The organism is Candidatus Poribacteria bacterium (assembly GCA_009839745.1).
Taxonomy (GTDB): Bacteria; Poribacteria; WGA-4E; order WGA-4E; family WGA-3G; genus WGA-3G.
Genome location: VXPE01000052.1, coordinates 36203 through 55351 on the forward strand (window position 1 = coordinate 36203; position 19149 = coordinate 55351).

The window sequence follows — 19149 nt, forward strand, 5'->3', positions numbered from 1 at the left end:
TAAAAAATGAAAATAAACTGCTCACCTTTTCAAAAAATCGCAATACTGCTTCTCATAGTAACCGCGGTCGCCCCAAATGCGCACGCAGTTAATATCCACGATGGAGCAGGAACAGCCGGTGCCGCTTTCTTAAAAATTGAAGGTGGAAGTCGGCCTGTTGGAATGGGGGGTGCCTTCGCTGGACTTGCGAATGACGTTAGCACTATCTTTTGGAATCCGGCAGGATTAACCGCTGTCCACGATCAGGAACTCACCGCAATGCAGCACTTCTCATTTGCGGACATTAACAATCAAACCATCGGATACGCCCAGCGGATAGACCGGCTCGTCTGGGGAGCAAGTTTTCTCGGAAGTTTCACTGAAATTGAACGCCGACAAGGCCCAACGGAAGACCCGGATAGTACTGTAACGGTCGGAGGTTTCGCGACGGGGTTGTCGCTTGCCTACCCACTTGGCACTGCACTGTCGGTTGGTGGCACTGCAAAGATGATTTCGCAACAACTCGACATTCAGAATGCCTATGGTGTTGCAGCAGATGTCGGTGTAATCTTGCGTTTGCTTGACAATCACCTCGGAATCGGGGTTGCTGTCCAAAATGCTGGCGTCTTAGATGGCGGGGAAAATCTGCCGATGGCACTCCGGGCAGGGATGGCTTATAGGACTTGGAAACAACCCGCGGAAACCGAAACTGGGGAGGTAATGCCTTCACAGGAGGTGTGGGCATTCGTGGCAGACGCAAACCTTCCCCTCATTGATGCAAATCCAAGTTTTCACATCGGGGCAGAGCGATGGTTTTACGAGAGCATTGCTGCGCGTATCGGATACCGAATCGGGATGAATGAGAATCCCAGCGATGGGTTGGCACTCGGTATCGGTGTACGACGCAGCGGTGAAGATGCATTAGCGAACATGGACTTCCAGTTCGACTACGCTTTCGTACCCGACGCGTATGTCGGCAATGCGCATCGCGTCTCTGTCATCACGCGATTTTAATAGTTGCTAATTATCGGTTGTCGATTATCAGTTAAAGGAGGTTTTTGTTAAACGCACACCTCTTAACCGAGAACCGAGAACCACTACACACTTGCTTCAAGCATTCGCTCAATCGGGGTCCGGGCTTTATTGATAATCTCCGGACTCAGTGTAATTTCGTATTCACCGAGGTCCGCATTCTGATCGATCGCTTCCAGAATGTTCGCTATTTTACCCAAGCTCACCTGTGCCATGTGTGTGCATCGGACCGAGCAAGCTGTCCAGAACTGGACTTCTGGAAACTCTTGTGCCAGATTTGAGGTGAGTTCACACTCCGAGGCAACAAACGCGCGCTCAAGTTGGTTTGCTGCAACACGTTCCGCGATATCCTTCATAATCTGACTGGTACTCCCGTAAAAATCTGCTTCCTGTAAAACGTTTGGGCGGCATTCCCAGTGCGCGTAGAGTTTACGGCGAGGATGCCCTTTCGGGATTTCAAACGATTCTCGGATTCCCAGAAGGTCATCAAGTGTGAATCTTTCATGAACTTCACAGACTGCGCCGCGCGCTGTGTTGTCTTTGCCGGGATAGACGACATTTTTCTCGCCTTTCAGTTCTTCCTCCAAATTCTGTGCAAAGAAGATATCGGGCACAAAAATCACTGTATCGCCTGGCATCGTTTTCGCGATGTGTGCTGCATTCGCTGACGTGCAGCAGATATCCGATTCTGCTTTCGCGTCGGCGTAGCTATTGACGTAAATCATCACCGGGGCGTCGGGATAAAGCGCTTTCAACTCCTTGACATCTTCGGCACCGAAATTATCGGCGAGCGAGCATCCTGCTGTTTTGTCTGCGACCAGCACCGTTTTACTCGGATTTAAAATTTTCGCTGTTTCTGCCATGAAGGGGACGCCGTTAAATATGAGATAGGGGGCTTCTGTTTTTGCGGCGTACATGCTCAGACCGAGCGAATCGCCCTGTTCCTCTCTCTCAGACAGTCCAAAAACCAATGGTTCCATGTAGTTGTGACCGAGCATCACAACGTTGTGTTTCTCTTTCAGTGTTCGTATCTTGTGAATCGTCTTCGCATGGGCTTCTATGTCGAGAAACGTTAAACTCGGATGGTGCCGGTTATATAGTTCCTGTTTGACATCTTCAAGACTCAGTTCTGTCGTACAATTCGGTGCATCTGCTGTGTCGGGAATCTCTCCCTTAGAATGCATGACAGTCATTTTTTTTATACGCTCCAAGTTTTTAATTATACCTTGCGGAGAAACGACGTGAATTTGAACCGTGCTTGACATTCGACTTACCATACCGCAAGGAAACATTAAAAATTATTCAGTTCAATTAGAATACCGCCAATTTTTTTTTTTGTCAAGTCCAATATATTCAAAAGGACACACAAATGTTAAATTTATGCCATATTTTCTCTCTAAAACGAAAAAAAATCTGCGCTTTTGTCCTTATTGTCTGCCTAATTTGTGGATTAACGCCAAATGCGGAGAGTGTTTCAGTCAAATTAAGAGGAAAAATAGCGTTAGGTGGGATTCTTTCGGGTTTGGCGTATGTGACTTACACGCTTGTAACACGCGACGAGCGGGCAGCGGAGAAGTTGCAGCTTCACCTCGGCCCGCCTGATCGTGTTATCCAGTTTGAACGTGGGTTTGATCGATGGCGTATCGACTCTCACGGGGAGCAGTGCTATCTATTTCGCAACAACTTGTTTCTCAAAACTGGACCTTGCACCAATATCTTGGGTAAGTTCAAACCTGTAGCCCGTAATGTAATGGAGGGCGGTTCTACGGAGAAGTCCTTCATCCATCAAACTGCCCTGACCGAACCGCAAGGTAAACTTAAAAATCCGTTTCTTATTGATATGCCTGTTTCAGACCACCCCACGTGGTTGCGGCTTTACCTTTCGCGTCCACAGCGAGTCCCTCAATTTGTATCTTCCTATCCTTATCGGTTGGAAGTCGAACGTTGGCTTGGTCGGCAACCGTTGCCTTCACGTTAGTCGTCACGAAAATTGCATCCAACATCGTCGCGTCTTCCCGCACTGCGATACGTAGGAGCGTTTCGCCGGCTTTGTTAAACTTCCATTCACGATCGAATGTTCCGCCATCTAACCAGTGGTTGATGCGATCCCAATGCCAAGCGGCACCTTGACCAACCCCCCAACGGAACTGTGTATTCTGGGTTGCTTGCGCATTTTCCTTTGGGTCGGCGGGTTCCCATGTTACCCAGAACGAATCACTGTTGCCATCCCATGCAATGACGTGACCCCAGAGGGCATATTTTCCAGGTTCCGGGATATTGACAATAAAATCTGCATGACCTGCACCACCACCGCCAGCAACGGGTTCACCTGCCATCCAGATGAATTTCCCGTCAGAGGCGTCTTTCTCCTCATCAATAATCATCGGTTCTACAATCTCTTGCGCCAGTTCTGCTTCCAGGGCAATCTCTACCTCAGCCCTAAGTCCTACAATACCGCACAAAAACGCTGTCAGTATAAACAGTGGAAAAATTATTCCGTATTTCATTTTTTAATGTATAGCCTCCTTTTCGTAAGGGCGGGGAAACCCCGCCCGTTACCGAGTTCTTATCCGCAAGGTAAAATTAAAAACCCGCTTTGAGTTTGCCCCAGGTTGTAGTCAGTTTGTCTTGTGGCTCGACAGGCGTTAGGGAATCTTCAGGAATCGGATCCCGCGGATTCACTTCTGCTTCGTCTTCTGAGAGGTTGTCAGTGATATAGATCACGTCCAGCATTGTTGCATCTTCCCGAACGGCGATACGCAGCGTGGTGTCCCCGGCTGCGTCTATTTCCCATTCCCGTTCAAAGGTGCCACCGTCTAACCAGTGGTTGATACGATCCCAGTGCCAATCGTTGCCTTGAGCAACACCCCAGCGGAACTCAGTATTTTGAGTTGCTTGTGCATCTTCGTTTGGGTCGGCGGGTTGCCATGTCACCCAGAAGGAATCGCTATTGCCATCCCATGCGATGACTTTGCCCCAGAGTGCGTAAGTGCCGGGTGCCGGGATATGTAGTGTGTATTCCGCCCAACCTTCGCCGCCGCCACCAGCAACGGGTTCACCCTCCATCCAGATGAACTGTCCGCCGGAAGCGTCTGCATCGTCGGCAACGACCATTGGTGCTTCGATCGCATCTGCCATCTCTGCCTCGATCGCCCGCTCATAGCCGTAACTCGTACCGCTTGTTAGCAGTAAACCAAACATGAAAAGCATACCTAATACTAACGTTGTGAAACGCATAAAATATCTGTTCCTTTCAACCTGAGTATTTCTATAGAAGCCTATAAAAAATCTCGGTTTGCATCTGCCTGAGTTCCAACCTGTTCCAGGGGTTCAGAGGTTTCCAACTTAACCGAAAACCACCGTGAAATATAATGGAACGGTGCCCAGGCGTTAATAAATTAAAAGTCGAATTTTGCCCCATTGCTGAATCTGTAATGTTGAGGGTTCTATAGGCAGGACATCTAAGTTTCCGCTGAACCATTTCGGTTGTGCCGCCCATGCCCCGTTGTTAATCAATTCACGTCGTTGGGTTCCATCAGCGTGCATCAGGTGGATAACCCATCTGCCGTCTTTTTCAAATTGAAAAGCGATGCTATCACCATCAGGTGCCCATGCCGGAACGGCTTCATCTGTTGGTGTGTCCGTAAGTGCTTGCTTATTCCCACCATCAATTGCGTCCATAAGGTATAAATCGAAATCGGCGAGTTCTACCTCTTGGTGCATAGACGCATATACAATCCGTGTGCCATCGGGTGACCAGGCGGGATAGGTATCCATTAGCGGTTGATCTGTCAATCGCCGTTCCACCCGACTGCCTACATCAATCACGTAGATATCCCAGTTAAATTCCCGTTTTGAGTGGAAAACTAAGGTATTTCCATCGGGTGCCCACGCAGGGGCTTCATCTTCAAATGGGTTATCGGTGAGGGGGGCTACCTCGCCGTTATTGAGGTGGAGCAGGTAAATGTTGAAATGCCCATCTCGATTTGACGTAAAAGCGAGTCGCTTACCATCGGGTGCCCAAGCAGGAGCCTTATCTGTTGCTGGGTGGTGTGTTAAGCGTTGCTGATGCGTTCCATCAGCCCGCATCATATAAATTTCATGGTTCCCATCGCGCCGGGAGAAGAAAGCGATATGAACGCCATCGGGTGCCCACGTCGGATAGTAATCCGCGGCGGGATTCTGTGTAAGATTTACCGGGCGTTGGTTTCCGGTCGTATCTGTCAGATAGATTTCCCAATCACCGCTCACGTCCGAAGCAAAAGCAATAGTCATCGGTGGGAGTGGTTGGCACAAAGCACTACTGATTAAAAGTGCGAACGTCACAAAAATACTGCTCTGATATGCTAACAGAATTCTCATTTTTTGTCTATATTGTTTTTACGCCTCAGTACAAAATATCAGAATTTTCCGTCACGCACCTCGAAATGCGTCGGTTTTCGGAGTGTTGGACCGCCTATCCGAACCCATTCTGCCACCCACTCGATCATCTGTTCCAAAGAAACACGTGGGTATCCAAACAATCGATGACACCGAGATGCATTACTTAAGAGTGCCGTTTCTGCTTCACTGCCCTCGAGATGTGGTGATTTATTGAAAAGCGCGCCGAAACGTGAAGCAAGGTATCGGACAGACACAGTCTCTGGTCCCGTGAGATTGAGGATTAACGGTGGGCTTTGGCAGTGTGCGAAAACCCGCAATACCACAGCGTTCGCATCTCTTTGCCATATTACGTTCACGTTGCCCATCTCAAGTGAAATCGGTTGTTCTGTGTAAACTTTTTCAGCGATATCCAGCAGTATCCCGTAGCGGAGATCAATGGCGTAATTTAATCGCAAAATCGCCATCTGCGTTCCGAATTGCGATGAAAAGTAGGTACAGATCCGCTCACGACTCAGACACGATTGCGCGTATTCACCGATTGGGACAGGTGGCAAACATTCTGTTGCCCCCCCATGGGAGACTGGGGTCAGTGGGTAGACGTTCCCTGTTGAGAAAATAACGAATCGTGAATCTTTATACGTATCTGCCACGCGTCCGGGCATGTAGCTATTCAGTGCCCACGTTAAACTCTCATTATCTATGGAACCGAACTTCCTACCTGCCATCAGGATCACATTTTGAATGTTAGGGAGATTTTTCAGACATTCTTCCGACAGTAGATCCGCGGCAATCGTTTCAATACCGGCTTCCTGCAAACCTTCTCGCACACCCGGGGTCGAAAAACGGGACACACCGATGACTTTTTTGGTTATCCCCGCAAGATCAATGGCGCGTTTCGCTTGTTTGGCAAGCGTCGGTCCCATCTTTCCACCAACACCGAGGATAAGAATGTCTCCCTCCAGCGCAGCCATGGACGCTATCACTTCGTCTGTCGGTTCCGACAGATATGATTCTAACTGGATTTCTGTTTTAATCAAGGGAGGGATCCTGTAGACCTGATCGGTTAAAAACGTGGCAATGAGATAGTTTTCAGTTAACGGTAACACTTCATGGAAGGTCACTGTTGTAAGGGCTGGGTAACCCAGCCCTACAAAACTGACGACTGACGATTCTGGTTAATACTCAGCCTTGATATTTGCCCATGTGGTGCTGAGTTTCTCTCTGGGATCAACGGCAAATAAAACACCGTCGTTCATGTCGGCGTTAATCTCGTCCTCACTCAAAGCGCGCGTATAGAAGGCGAACTCATCGATAAACCCGTTCAGGTATTGAATATCTGCTTCATTGTCCTTACCGAGGACGATGGCACCTGTCGGTGCTGCGAAGATAGAGATTTTTCCACTCCACGCTTCTTCGCCGACCACTTTACCGTTGAGATAAGACTTCTGGACTTTCCCGTCATACGTGCCAGCGATATGTACCCATTTTTTCGTCGGTAGGACCGGAATGGGTGTGCGATGTTCCGTGTTTTTAGTGTCATAGATATAGAACACCATGTCCGCAGTTCCTTCAATGAAGGTTTCGGCGGGCCACGCCCCCGCGGCGTTCAATGCTTCCCAGACTTGCTGTGTGTCGCCGGTCGCCGCAGTAATCATTACCCAATGCTCCACGGTCATTGCTGTTAACTCGGTATCAGTGAGCCCTGGAACCTCTGGTGGGCTTTTGATAGCACTCCCGCCGTCAAATTCCATCGCGCCGCCGAGTTTGCCCTCCTTGCTCCAATCCGCTCCGTCGACTTCAGCATCAAACCCGTTACCGCTGTCGTCCGCAACCTCTTTGTCATTGTCTTCATCGAAGGAGTAGTAGATTATTAAGTCTGAGTCATTCCGAATTGCTTCAACGTTCATAGAAAGCGCGAGGATCGCGCCACAGGAAACCAAGCAAAATAACAACGTTTTCATGATGACCTCCATGTCAGTATATCAGCAGAAGGGCTGGTGCTTAAGCATCAACCCTTCGGAAACTTAGCACAAAATTGGGTGATTCGTTTATGGACAGAACTTACGCAAAAGTAGCGGTTAGGAAACCGCACCTACCGGGGAAGTGCGTAAGTCCTGATAGATTATCTATTCGACTTGATGTTCGCCCAGGTCGTGGCGAGTTTACCTTGTGGTTCTACTGGGGTTGGACCTTGATTCATGATCGCTTGAATCTCGTCTGCCGAGAGGGCACGGTTCCAAAGCATAACCTCGTCAACACTCCCAGTCCACGCTTCACCCCCCCAAGTGCCGATCGTCACCGCACTCGTGTTTTCGGCAGGAGCAACAGGATTTCCGGATTCCTCCGAATGCGTTACCTCGCCATCTACATAAATCTCCACTAAGCCGTTGCTATCGTCTGTGTGGGTATAGGCAAGGTGATACCATTTACCTGTTTCCAGTTCTGTTTCGTTATCATTGATGTCTTTGAATCCACCGGCTGCACCGTTGGTCCAGACTTTGATACCGTTTGCTGGATTCATACCGAACCCGAAACCGATGTGCCGTGTCGCAGCACTCTGTCGAGTGCCGAAGATGATGGCGTGTGCGCCCGGCAACCTGTCAAGTTGTACCCATGCGGCTTGCGTGATGGCACCTTCAAGATGAAAAGCGGTATCGTCTTCAATGAGAACATGATCCGCCGCCGCCGCAAATTGCAGGGCGTTGCCGTGTTGTCCTTCAATCCATTTCGCGTTGCCCTTTAATTCGCCTTCAAAACCGTTTGCAGAGAAATCCTGCGTTGCGGTTCCAGAGCCTTCGTCGAGAGGCATGTATAGAACAAGTCCCTCCGTTAAGTCTGCGTGCGAAAATGCCGTACATACGAGCAAACAGAGCGTGATTACTGAAAAGATTTTCATTGCATCTCCTTCGCTGAAAAGTGAAAGTAGCTTAACGTTATACAAAAAGCAAAAAATGAACGAGTGTCCTTTTCCGCTTAGGTTCCATTCTAACAGATTTTCGTTTTTGTCTCAACACACAAAATTTGGTGGTGTGCCTCAGGTTCGGCACGTGTTTTCGATTGCTATCTGTGTAAAATCTTTACACACCTTTAATAGATCTCCAAGTAGTTATCAATCTCCCATTGGCTAACGCTCAGATGGTAGTTCCGCCATTCCTTGCGTTTAACCTGGATGTAATAGTCAGCGTATTCCATGCCGAGTGCATTCTTGATGACGTCATCTGTGTCGAGCGCAGCTGCCGCGTCGCCGAGTGTCGCGGGTAGCGAACCGATACCTCGCTGTTGCAATTCCGCCTCCGGCACTTCATAAAGGTTGTCTTCGTTCTGTACCCCCGGATCAATCTTATTTTCGATACCGTCCAGTCCAGCGGCAAGCAGAACCGTCGCCGCGAGGTAAGGATTCGCCGCGCCATCGCCTAATCGGTTCTCAATCCGTCCCGGTGCAGGAATCCGAATCATCTGGGTCCGATTGTTTGCCCCGTAGGTGACATATACCGGTGCCCACGATGAGCCGGAACGCGGGGGTCTGCGAACTAAACGTTTGTAACTGTTCACCAGTGGATTTGTGACCGCTGTCACTGCTTTCGCATGTTTGAGAATACCCCCCGTAAACCAGTAAGCGAGTTGAGATAAACCGTTTCTATCCGCTTCATTCAGGAACAGATTCGTTTGATTTCCCTCGTCCCAAAGGCTCATGTGGAAATGGGCACCGTTTCCCGTCAAATTGGTGAAGGGTTTCGGCATAAACGTAGCCAGTAGCCCACGTTCCTCTGCGAGCGTTTTGACCATCCATTTGAAGAAGGTATGTCGATCCGCTGTCGTAAGTGCGTCCGAATAGGTCCAATTTGCCTCGAACTGACACGTTCCATCTTCATGGTCGTTGGCGTAGGGGTCCCATCCCAATTCTTGCATATATTTGATCAAGGTGGTCATCGTATCAAGATTGCGATGAAGTGCTCTGAGATCGTAGCACGGCTTATCCAAGGTATCCAATTTGTCCCATGGGGCATAGGAACCCGTCTCATCCTGTTTCAACAGCATGAATTCTGCCTCTATGCCGACGTTGAAGACGTAACCTTTTTCACGCGCTTTTTCCAATTGCCGTCGCAGGATAGTTCTCGGACAGTAGTGCCAGGCTTCGCCTTCAACGAACATATCTCCTGCGACCCACGCTATGTTTTTCCGCCACGGCACAATTGTCAGCGAGTTAAAGTCGGGGATACTTGCCATCTCTGGGTCGTGCGGATATTGTCCGATCTCACCTGCAGCGAAACCCCCGAAACCCGCACCTTCTTCTGCCATATCTTCAAGGTGTGTGGATGGGATAACCTTTGCCTTCGGGGCACCGCTCATCTCTACGAAGGAGCAAAGAAAAAACTCAATGCCGTTCTCTTCAACGAAACGTTTGACTGCATCTCGATTCATGAAATTGTTCTCCAATAGTTCGCACCTCGAAAGAATAATGATTCCTGAAAAGCCGATTTATTAAGGTGCAAAATTAATATACTTTATTATGAAAAAATGTTATTCATAAAGTGCGGAAACATGATAGTATTATAACTGAAGTCCTGAAAATTTCAAGACGCATCTTTTAACAGTAAGTTTTAAAAACCTACCCGTTACGCCAAAATGGATAAAAGGAAAGTAATGACACTCTTTTCCCGATGCCACATGCTTCTACGCAAAAACGGATCGCTTTTGGTTGGTGCACTCATTGTTGTCTATTTGCTGCCGATATGGTTGTTTCCCTATTTTCCAACACAAGATGGCGTGAGCCATGTTTATAACTCGCAAATTTTGACCGAGTATAACAACCCAGAATATCAGTTTCGCGACTATTACGAGATTAACTGGTATCCTTTCCCTAATTGGCTTTCCCACTTTTCGTTAGCGATATTAATGTTCGTCTTCCCGCCTCTCGTCGCGGAGAAAATATTTCTGAGTCTCTATGTTATTTTGTTCCCGCTTGCAATCCACTATTTTCTTGAGGCTGTCCAACGCGGACGGTATCCGCTCGTAATACTGAGTTTCACCTTTATCTACAATTATCTCTTTCTCATGGGATTCTACAATTTTGCTGTCAGCGTGCCCCTCTTTTTTCTCGCCCTCGGTTACTGGTGGAAACACAAGGATGAGATGAACAGGACGCGGATTATTCTGCTCAACCTGCTTATCGTTATTACCTACTTTGCCCACCTCATCTCCTACGCTTTCATTCTGTTCTCTATAGCCTTGCTGGCACTGTTCCATTTCAAGCGGGACCTCAAGCGAATTTTGATAACAGGATGTTATCTGCTACCCGCAGCTGTCCTCATCCTCGTCTATCTTCCGACCTCCGACCTCCTCGCAGGAGAGCCTCCTGAATTTGGGTTTGGGAGGATCGGAGAACTCTTCAGTAACCTCATCGGGATGCACGTGCTTGTTGCCTACGCCGAACCTCCGAATTGGATTTCCCCTTCAGTTTCCGTCCTCTTGCTTTTTCTTACTGCTGGAACAATCTGGCAAAATAGGAAAGACCCCGAAGAGAGTTCCTTTGGACAGAGGGCGTTTCTCTGTCTTGCAGGTGTGCTTTTTGGACTCTATTTCATCTTGCCAAATTCTATAGGACCCGGGGGGTGGGTCAATGACAGGCTCGCTATTTTGGCGGTCCTTGCCATGTTCGCATGGTTCCGTGTTCTCGATCCTCTTCCATGGAGACGCGTATTCACAGCGATAGTTGTCCTACTCGCGCTCGTTAACATCCTCTATGTTGGCATTCGCTTCAAGAATCTCAACGCCGAGATACACCAGTTTAACGCTTTTGTCCAACAGATTGGAAAGAACAAGGTTATCCTTCCACTTCACTTTGATCCGAGGGGCAGTTCTAAACGCGTGGGCATCTTTGTCAACGCTGCCAATTACTACTGTCTCGACAATGGAGGCATCAACCTCGGCAATTATGAAATACAGTTCGACTATTTTCCAATCCGATTCAATGCCGATTTTGAGACCCCTTTGGAAGAGAAGGAATGGGTGCAGATTGTGCACTGGGAGCCTGAAAGGATTGACCTCTGCGATTATGCTGACAACGTGGATTATCTGTTGTTGTGGGACACGCCGGACGAACCTATTGTCGCCGAGGCGATTGAGGCGTGTTATACCTTGGTGGCGTCTGAGGGGAAATTGAAGTTATTTAAGGGGAAGCGGTAACGACGCGTTGCCTTACCCGCAAGGTAAATTAAAAAGTCAATACTGACCGCGGAGCGTGACGGTCGCGATGGTCTGCGTATAATTAAGAAAATCGAGCAGTGGATCTACCTCATTTGTGCGGTTCTGGGTAACCTGATAATCGGCATTGAGTGTTAGATATGGATTCAATTCCCAATTCAACTGCACATTCGCACCTATCTGTGTGTCCCGACGGTTTGGTGCGTCTTCCAGTATATTTCCTATTTCGTCTGGAATCTGTCTGCCTTCAAAAAGCACCCAGAGTCTGGAGAATCGAAGCCGAAGCCAGCGGCCCATCTCAAAGCGATAAAAGGAACTTGCCGCGACTTCGGTACTGACGAAGTTAAAGAAATCGACATTGGAACGATTCAGAAATAGGTTCACCTCTTCCTGAAACACGAATCTATCCATTGCGACCTGTATCAGTTTTGCGGAACCGATGTGTCGCCAATCATTTCGGCGTTCATTGTCGTCAAGTCCCGTTATACCTAAGATAAGATTGTTCAGATTGGTTTGGTAGCTACTCCGCTCTATCCCGTATTCCAGTTTACCAAGGATCTGTTTAAGAATCCCAAATTGCAGGCGTGCAGTCATTTTATGGTTGGTAGAGCCGACAAGTAAGAAATCCTCTCTTCGCGAATCTTCGTCATCAAATCGGTGTAACCGCAGATTATATTCTAAGACGCGCCCAAAGCGGAGACCGAATTGTCGTTCGGTGTTATTATAGACGTTTGAACTTCGCACGAGGCGTTGCAGTTGATGGGACGTGACAAGAGGCGGTAAATTCGCGACGGGTTGGAAACTCACTTCAGTGAGGAAGACATCACTAAACGCGTCGAATTCGTTGAGTTTTCCATCGGCACCGGTGTAGTTTTCAACTTGTGGCGCGTATTGCAATTTGAGCCTGAGTTTATCAGTTATCGGTAAATCCCCGAGCAAGTTGACCCCAAAACGGTTAATCATACCTTCAAGTTGTGAATCTTCCTCACCGGCGAGACCACTGGTGTATGGATCGACGCTCAGACCGAATTCAATGTGATTGTTGAATGTATTAGAGAAGTAGGAGTCAATGGTAAGTTCTGCGGAATCGGTTTCAGAGGTTTCGGGTTTTCTGTCGAGGAGACTCTGTCCGAATTCAGTCTGGAGTTGGGCAAAGGCATTTTGCGGATGAGGTAAGAGAACGCTGCCTACGAATTGCGTAGAAATAATCAGGCATATCCAGAAAAAGTGGGATGTTTTTTTCACACACCGACTCCAATTCTATGTATGTAATACCATTTCTAAAAGTTTATATCGCATTAACCGCACTTGAGTGCACAGCGTCTTTGCGAATGCCACACGCGCATTCGCCAGTCTATGCTACAAGCATGCACAAACTAAAGTTTATGCTACAATTTCAATCAGAAATGGTATAAGTTTCTGTCTATTGACACTCCCATAGCTAAAGCAATGGGATTCTTGCTTCGTCGTCCACACCCTCAAAATGAGGAATTACACGGACTCCACAAGCGTTTAGACTCTCGGTATGCCCTACCGCGAGCGGTTTTGGCGGGAATGCAAGGGAGGTTGAAAAACGATCAACCGATAAAAGTTTTCTCACATTCCCTAATGTTTAGAGTGATTTCGCACCAGCACCACACACCTTCTTACGATTGCGGGATAGCACCCAATCAGGGTTTGATTGGGGTAAGAATGCTATCCACGATGCTGATATAATTATACCACATTTTACCCTCGTTTGTCAAGACTTTTTTGACGAAAAAAGCACGAATAACGCAGGTTGGACCCCGGTGAATGCCATAAGGCATTCATACCGTTGATTCGTCTAAAGCATTGGGATTGTTAAGTGTTATCCTTCAATAATGCCAGCTTGAGGACTTGAGGCAGTCGCGTAAAGTTTCCGCGGGATACGTCCAGCCAGAAACGCCGCTCTGCCCGCTTCAACTGCTTTTTTCATCGCCTCCGCCATCAGCACAGGACGGTGTGCTTTCGCGACCGCTGTGTTGAGCAGAACACCGTCACACCCTAACTCCATCGCTATCGCTGCATCCGATGCCGTTCCAACGCCCGCATCGACAATAAGCGGCACTTGCACGAGATCTCGGATGATCTGGATATTATACGGATTACGGATCCCCATCCCTGAGCCGATCGGGGCACCTAACGGCATCACCGCTGCACAGCCAAGGTCTTCTAATTTCTTACACGTAATCGGATCGTCGTTACAATAGGGAAGCACAGTGAAGCCGTTTTTGACAAGTGTCTCGGCTGCACTCAGCAGCTGCTCCACATCCGGAAATAGTGTTTCCTCGTCCCCGATAACTTCGAGTTTGATGAGTGATGTCTCAAGTGCCTCTCTCGCGAGGCTGGCAGTTAGGATCGCGTCCTTTGCTGTGAAACAACCGGCGGTATTTGGGAGGATTGTCATATCTCGTTCGCGTAGGAGCGCGAACAAATTCTCTCCCGGTGTATCTGTAAATTTCACGCGACGCATTGACACCGTCGCAATTTCGGCACCACTCGCAGCAATAGATGCTGTCATTATATGAAAATTCGGGTACCCTGCTGTTCCGATCAGCAGTCTTGATGTATATGTTTGATCGGCAATTTTAAATTCTTGCATTTCTTATTTTTTGCTATTGAGTTTTCCCTGAACTCTGTCCATTGTTCATAATCCTGCTGCCGGAGTTTACCTCTGAATAATGGTTTGAATTAGTATAACACCTTCAAAACCTCTTTATCAAGCGTTAAACGAAGGTCCTCATTTCCGAACGGACATGCTTTGCTGGAGTATTATCCACCTTGGACGGCGCGGATGATCTCAACTTCACTGTTCTCGTGAAGTTCCGTCGCTTGCCACTCCATTTTCGGGATAACTTCCCGATCCACGGCGACAGCAATGCCCGACTGCAGTGGATTCATTTCTAAAGCGATGAGCAGCTCATGGACATTCAAATTCGGATGAACTGTTTTTGCTTCACCATTAACGCGTATCTTCATTTTTCACTCCCACTATGCCAAAAATCTGTCTAACCGAAACGGGGCAATTGTCTCTGAGGTCTCACCGGTCAGAATCAGTTTGGAGACCTCGTAAGCCGTGATGGGTGTGAGTAAGATGCCGTTGCGGTAATGTCCTGTGGCGTATATTAGATTCTCAATGGGTGTTTCGCCAAGTATCGGTGCGTTGTCTCTGCTACCGGGACGTAAGCCTGTCCATGTTTCCAGAAGTGGCAGTTCATAAATACCCGGCACCGCTTCCCATGCGCCCCGGAGGAGTTCAAACATACCACCCGCTGTCAAACGTGTGTCAAATCCCATCTCCTCGCTCGTTGCACCCACGATAAGCCTCCCATCGGTTCTCGGTACCAAATATACCGATGTCGGATACCTTGCCCTGAGAGTGCGGATGACGTTTTTAACCGTGATCCCATCTTCCATTTGCAACGCCAGCATCTGTCCTTTCACAGGACGCACCGGCGGAAGAATAGCATCGGGTAACCCTTCAATTTGCGCTGACCAGCATCCTGCCGCAAGAATGATCACATCTGCTGCTTGAAAACTTTCTTGTGTTTGAACACCGGTTACGACTTCGCTTTCTATGACGATTTTTTCAACGGTAATGCTTTCACACAACACGCCCCCATATCTCTGATAGGCGCGTCCGAGTGCTTTCACCATCAATCGGTTATCCACTTGGTGGTCGCTCTCGCATCGGATCGCCGCCGTCACGCGGGGTGAAAGGGCGGGTTCGATTTCACGCGCCTCTCGCCCCGTCAACCATTCGACAGCCGGTATCCCTAAATCTTGTTGTGAGGTGTAAAGGTGTCGAAGTTGATGTGTATCATCAGGTTCCAGTCCGACGATCAGAGTGCCTTCCACCCGATACCCGATAGACATCTCGGCATCTGCCTCTAATTCCTGAACCCATTGCGGATAGAGTGCTAAACTTTGGCATCCGAGTTTCAGCAGTTCCGGTTCTTCGGTATGTGCTTCGGCGAGTGGCGCGAGCATCCCGGCAGCTGCCCAAGACGCAGCGCGCCCGGCTTTAGCCTGTTCGTAGATGGTGACGGAAGCACCCGATTTCGCCAATTGCCATCCGATACCGAGACCGATCACACCGCCACCGATGATGAGAATCTTTTTGTTCTTCATTGACGCTGTAGGGTAAAACAGTTATTCTTCTAAGACGTTGATGAAACAGTCTTTTGCTTCGACTGTTTTGGAAATCAAACCTTTTTCATACGCAAATTTTGCGAAGGCTGCCCATTTTTCTGCGGATTGCACCTGCGTTGTCGCGAACACATCCAGTGTATCCCGAAACGCCAGTTCTTCTAAATCTTTGCGGGCATCTGGATTTGCTTTGAAAAAAAGCTGCAATGCGTCATCAGGATTCTCTTTCGTGAATTGAATCGCCTCCTGAATCGCCATCATCAGTTTTTTAGCGGTTTCTGGATGTTCTTTCAAAAAAGCATCATTAGAGACAATTACCAACTCATAATAGTCGGGAATGCCGTGCTTCTCAAGTGCGAAATACCCCGCTTCTGCACCTTCAAGTTTCAATTCGTTAATCTCGTAATTCCGAAACGGACCGATCACTGCATCGATTTGCCCACTCAGCAGAGATGCCGAAATATTTGTGCTCACGTTTATCAATTCGTAGTCATCTTCTGCTAATCCGGCGTTCGCCGCAATTGCATTGAAGAGCAGGACATCCAACGGTGCGACTGTGTATCCGATTTTCTTCCCTTTGAAATCTGCTGGTGTTTTAATACCTGTTTTCTTCAGGAAACTAATCGTGTTAAGGGGGTGCTCCACAAGTAAACCGATCGATTTAACCGGTAAAACCTCTTCACTTGCCCGCGCAATCGTGACGCTCTGTTGATAACTCACAGCGAACGGTGATTTTCCGGCTGCCACGAGTTTCAACGGCGCATTCGGATCACCCCCCCAGAGCAATTCGACCTCTAAACCGTGCTTACTAAAAATCTTTTTCTCTTGCGCGACGTAAAGCGGTGCGTGATCTACGTTCGGGAACCAATCGAGGAGCAGCGTGACCTTCTCTATTTCGGATTTCTGGTGGCCGTCCGCCTTGCTGTCGATGTGTCCTGTTAAAAGTATACCGCAACTGATGAGAAACATTAAGTAAATTGCTGTTTTCATGTTTTTAATTTATTCCTCCTGGGCGTTGCTCCGTTCCATTACGCAACGGTCTCTGGTGACGTTAGAAACCTTTGAGCACTTGGAATGGATTGGAATTCACGATTCCCATAGTTAGAAAATCGTTAGAAATCTGGTTTTTCGTATTGATGCTGTCGCCACGGCATTGCGTACCGCTCCAACAGTGTCATCAATCCAAAGAGACTTAAACCTAAAATCGTTAAGCAAAAAATCGCTGCAAATACGAGTGAAATTTGGAGTTGTCCGTTCGCATACAGCATGAGGTATCCGAGTCCCGCCTTTGCCCCCACCCATTCCCCGATAACCGCACCAATTGTAGAGATCGAAATGCCTATCTTTGCCCCTGAAAAGATAAACGGTAATGCCGACGGAATGCGAACCTTCCAAAGTATCTGCCATCGCGTGGCTCGCAAAATTCGGAGCAGGTTTACGGTATCTGGATCGGTGGATTTCAAGCCATCGAGTGTATTCAACACAATTGCGAAGAATACGATCAGTGCTGCCATAATGACTTTTGAAGCGATACCGAAACCGAACCATATCACCAGTAGTGGAGCGATAGCAAACACTGGCACCGTTTGTGAGCCGATAACATACGGATAGAGGGCTTTCTCTAATGCTGGGAACTCGAACATCAGCACGGCTAACGGGACACCGATACCAACCGCGAGGAGAAATCCAAGGAGCATCTCTTGGAGTGTCACGATCGTGTGTTTCAGTAATTGCGCGTATTCTGCAAAGAGGGTCACCACAATTTTTGAAGGGGCTGGTAGGATGTAGCGCGGCATCTCAAAAAGATACACGACACCTTCCCATACGCCTACGACTATCAATAGGATAGCCACAGGTGCTGCAAATTTACTGAACATAGATATCTGTGTCCTTAACAACAAAAAACCGTCTTCCGTTTGGATATGGGAAATATGCCCGTCCGCCAGTGGTTCTATTTCACAACCGTGGCAACACCAAAAAGAAACAGCTTTGACAACTCTTCTCATATTTCCCTACGCTGGTATGATCCAGATCAGGTTCAATGGGTGTTTTCTCAGCTCTTAAACAGGTAAGAGCACCCCATAATGTTACTTATTTAAATATTATAGCATATTCTCCACATTTAAAGCAAATTTTGAGGCGATAACGGTTTTTCCTTAATCAACCGGCATGGCATGCGCTGGAATTTCCACGCCCTGTTCACTCCAAAATTTGTATGCTCCGCGGTGTAGTGGAATCACAAAGGCTTTCGGTCCATTCTCTATCGTCATATCTGCTGCTGCTTGGTTTGTTTGCAGCATCATTTGATGTCCTTCCGAGGCGTAAACATGCTTTAGAAGTTTATAGATAGTTTCTTCGCTCACCGCTTTGTTCGAGATGAGTACTGTTGGCATCAGAATAGTATTCACCGGTTCCACTTTGCCTTCATACGCGCCCTCTGGCAGAGAGCCGGGGAGGTAGAACGGATACTTTTCATAGAAGCCATACTTTTTCGCAGCTACGTCGAGATCGATCATCCGAATAGATTTAATCGCTGTCAATTGGATAACAGCACTGTTCGGCACACTCACGAGCCACTGAAATCCAGCAACCTGTCCATCTTGGAGAGCCTCGGCAGCAGCACTCCCGCCTTTATAGATCGGCGTAAACTTTCCCCAGATACCCGCCAGTCTTGACAGGCGTTCTAACGTCTGTGCCGTACCGGATCCACTCGCTCCAGAGGCGATTTTTTTTCCAACAATATCTTCAAACTGATGAATATCGCTGTTCGCCAGCGTTGAAAATTGGTCGTAAGCCATGAAAAGCAACGTCACCATACGAATGTTAGTTTTCGGTCCCTCTTCTGCGAAAATTTCTTCGCCGCGGTAACCGAGGTAGCTTTCAGCCGCAAAAACGACACCGAGTGCTTCTGGGTCTTCGTTCACACGTCGTGTGTTTTCGACCGAACCTGCGGAAGCATCAATGGATATTTTCAGATGGGGTTCCTTGTGGTTCAAAATACGGCTAACGCCCCCGGCAAATTGTGAAAAACTACCGCCCATCACGCCCCCTAAAATCGAGAGCCACTCCTTTTTCTGCGGGACGGCATCACCTGTTTTGGCTTTTTCACCCGATTGTTTATCACTACACCCATAGAGAACAATGAGTGCAACCAACGCGGCGGATATAAATATATGTAATAAATTATGGCACTTGCATCTGTTTTTTGTAAACATGGCGTTTCCTTTTTCGTTTGTATGTTGAATAGTTGTCAGTTATCGGTCGTCGGTTGTGAGTTAAGAAATTTAATGTAACGATCTGCTTTGTCCTGAAGTACTCCAAGTTGGGACTATTTGGACACAGCACCTCTTTAACTGAAAACCGATAACTATAAGAATACCA

Annotated in this window: 17 protein-coding genes and 1 riboswitch; of the genes, 2 read left to right on the forward strand and 15 right to left on the reverse strand. The window is 48.0% G+C overall.

The window, feature by feature from the left end; all coding sequences use genetic code 11:
* The first annotated feature begins 6 nt into the window (after window positions 1-6).
* The gene (locus tag F4X88_08770; protein ID MYA56373.1) at window positions 7-993 is read left to right on the forward strand and encodes a UPF0164 family protein; all 987 of its coding nucleotides are present in this window, start codon (window positions 7-9) and stop codon (window positions 991-993) included.
* An 83-nt stretch (window positions 994-1076) separates the two neighbouring features.
* Here F4X88_08770 and F4X88_08775 read toward each other — a convergent pair whose 3' ends face one another.
* The 8 genes from F4X88_08775 to glnT all read right to left on the reverse strand — a co-directional run bounded on the left by F4X88_08775 (window position 1077) and on the right by glnT (window position 9816).
* Window positions 1077-2303, reverse strand: a complete 1227-nt coding sequence (locus F4X88_08775) for a quinolinate synthase NadA (protein MYA56374.1) — start codon at window positions 2301-2303, stop codon at window positions 1077-1079.
* Between the two features lie 540 nt (window positions 2304-2843).
* Window positions 2844-3518, reverse strand: coding sequence for a hypothetical protein (locus tag F4X88_08780; protein ID MYA56375.1), 675 nt, complete (start codon window positions 3516-3518; stop codon window positions 2844-2846).
* 76 nt (window positions 3519-3594) lie between these two features.
* On the reverse strand, window positions 3595-4248 hold the full coding sequence (locus F4X88_08785; protein ID MYA56376.1) for a hypothetical protein: 654 nt from the start codon (window positions 4246-4248) through the stop codon (window positions 3595-3597).
* Window positions 4249-4401: 153 nt separating this feature from the next.
* Window positions 4402-5373, reverse strand: coding sequence for a hypothetical protein (locus tag F4X88_08790; GenBank protein MYA56377.1), 972 nt, complete (start codon window positions 5371-5373; stop codon window positions 4402-4404).
* 38 nt (window positions 5374-5411) lie between these two features.
* A complete protein-coding gene (locus F4X88_08795; protein ID MYA56378.1) occupies window positions 5412-6428 on the reverse strand; it encodes an NAD(P)-dependent oxidoreductase in 1017 nt (338 codons plus the stop codon).
* A gap of 141 nt (window positions 6429-6569) precedes the next feature.
* A complete protein-coding gene (locus F4X88_08800) occupies window positions 6570-7367 on the reverse strand; it encodes a LamG domain-containing protein (protein MYA56379.1) in 798 nt (265 codons plus the stop codon).
* A gap of 149 nt (window positions 7368-7516) precedes the next feature.
* Window positions 7517-8290, reverse strand: coding sequence for a LamG domain-containing protein (locus F4X88_08805; protein MYA56380.1), 774 nt, complete (start codon window positions 8288-8290; stop codon window positions 7517-7519).
* Window positions 8291-8481: 191 nt separating this feature from the next.
* Window positions 8482-9816: a type III glutamate--ammonia ligase gene (gene glnT / locus F4X88_08810; protein MYA56381.1), complete on the reverse strand. Its 1335-nt coding sequence runs from the start codon at window positions 9814-9816 to the stop codon at window positions 8482-8484.
* A gap of 222 nt (window positions 9817-10038) precedes the next feature.
* Here glnT and F4X88_08815 point away from each other — a divergent pair, with 222 nt between their 5' ends.
* On the forward strand, window positions 10039-11580 hold the full coding sequence (locus tag F4X88_08815; GenBank protein ID MYA56382.1) for a hypothetical protein: 1542 nt from the start codon (window positions 10039-10041) through the stop codon (window positions 11578-11580).
* A gap of 36 nt (window positions 11581-11616) precedes the next feature.
* Here F4X88_08815 and F4X88_08820 read toward each other — a convergent pair whose 3' ends face one another.
* From F4X88_08820 to F4X88_08850, 7 genes are all read right to left on the reverse strand, one after another.
* Window positions 11617-12843, reverse strand: coding sequence for a hypothetical protein (locus F4X88_08820; protein MYA56383.1), 1227 nt, complete (start codon window positions 12841-12843; stop codon window positions 11617-11619).
* A gap of 604 nt (window positions 12844-13447) precedes the next feature.
* Entirely contained in the window at window positions 13448-14221 is a 774-nt protein-coding gene (locus tag F4X88_08825) for a thiazole synthase (protein MYA56384.1), read from the reverse strand.
* 170 nt (window positions 14222-14391) lie between these two features.
* On the reverse strand, window positions 14392-14598 hold the full coding sequence (thiS, locus tag F4X88_08830; GenBank protein MYA56385.1) for a sulfur carrier protein ThiS: 207 nt from the start codon (window positions 14596-14598) through the stop codon (window positions 14392-14394).
* 12 nt (window positions 14599-14610) lie between these two features.
* On the reverse strand, window positions 14611-15750 hold the full coding sequence (gene thiO, locus F4X88_08835) for a glycine oxidase ThiO (protein MYA56386.1): 1140 nt from the start codon (window positions 15748-15750) through the stop codon (window positions 14611-14613).
* 21 nt (window positions 15751-15771) lie between these two features.
* Window positions 15772-16758 (reverse strand): ABC transporter substrate-binding protein, encoded by a 987-nt coding sequence (locus F4X88_08840; protein MYA56387.1) that lies wholly within the window; start codon window positions 16756-16758, stop codon window positions 15772-15774.
* A 122-nt stretch (window positions 16759-16880) separates the two neighbouring features.
* Entirely contained in the window at window positions 16881-17774 is an 894-nt protein-coding gene (locus F4X88_08845; GenBank protein MYA56388.1) for an ABC transporter permease, read from the reverse strand.
* A riboswitch (TPP riboswitch) is annotated at window positions 17760-17860 on the reverse strand. It overlaps the preceding gene by 15 nt.
* A 64-nt stretch (window positions 17861-17924) precedes the next feature.
* Entirely contained in the window at window positions 17925-18983 is a 1059-nt protein-coding gene (locus F4X88_08850; protein MYA56389.1) for a TAXI family TRAP transporter solute-binding subunit, read from the reverse strand.
* Window positions 18984-19149 lie beyond the last annotated feature (166 nt).

Excerpts from the sequence above, each read along its gene's own strand:
- F4X88_08770 (MYA56373.1), top strand. The coding sequence starts at position 7 with ATGAAAATAAACTGCTCACCTTTTCAAAAAATCGCAATACTGCTTCTC.
- F4X88_08785 (MYA56376.1), bottom strand. The coding sequence starts at position 4,248 with ATGCGTTTCACAACGTTAGTATTAGGTATGCTTTTCATGTTTGGTTTA.
- F4X88_08815 (MYA56382.1), top strand. The coding sequence starts at position 10,039 with ATGACACTCTTTTCCCGATGCCACATGCTTCTACGCAAAAACGGATCG.
- thiS (MYA56385.1), bottom strand. The coding sequence starts at position 14,598 with ATGAAGATACGCGTTAATGGTGAAGCAAAAACAGTTCATCCGAATTTG.
- F4X88_08850 (MYA56389.1), bottom strand. The coding sequence starts at position 18,983 with ATGTTTACAAAAAACAGATGCAAGTGCCATAATTTATTACATATATTT.
- thiO (MYA56386.1), bottom strand. The coding sequence starts at position 15,750 with ATGAAGAACAAAAAGATTCTCATCATCGGTGGCGGTGTGATCGGTCTC.
- F4X88_08775 (MYA56374.1), bottom strand. The coding sequence starts at position 2,303 with ATGTTTCCTTGCGGTATGGTAAGTCGAATGTCAAGCACGGTTCAAATT.
- F4X88_08845 (MYA56388.1), bottom strand. The coding sequence starts at position 17,774 with ATGAGAAGAGTTGTCAAAGCTGTTTCTTTTTGGTGTTGCCACGGTTGT.
- F4X88_08805 (MYA56380.1), bottom strand. The coding sequence starts at position 8,290 with ATGAAAATCTTTTCAGTAATCACGCTCTGTTTGCTCGTATGTACGGCA.
- F4X88_08800 (MYA56379.1), bottom strand. The coding sequence starts at position 7,367 with ATGGAGGTCATCATGAAAACGTTGTTATTTTGCTTGGTTTCCTGTGGC.
- glnT (MYA56381.1), bottom strand. The coding sequence starts at position 9,816 with ATGAATCGAGATGCAGTCAAACGTTTCGTTGAAGAGAACGGCATTGAG.
- F4X88_08840 (MYA56387.1), bottom strand. The coding sequence starts at position 16,758 with ATGAAAACAGCAATTTACTTAATGTTTCTCATCAGTTGCGGTATACTT.
- F4X88_08780 (MYA56375.1), bottom strand. The coding sequence starts at position 3,518 with ATGAAATACGGAATAATTTTTCCACTGTTTATACTGACAGCGTTTTTG.
- F4X88_08825 (MYA56384.1), bottom strand. The coding sequence starts at position 14,221 with ATGCAAGAATTTAAAATTGCCGATCAAACATATACATCAAGACTGCTG.
- F4X88_08790 (MYA56377.1), bottom strand. The coding sequence starts at position 5,373 with ATGAGAATTCTGTTAGCATATCAGAGCAGTATTTTTGTGACGTTCGCA.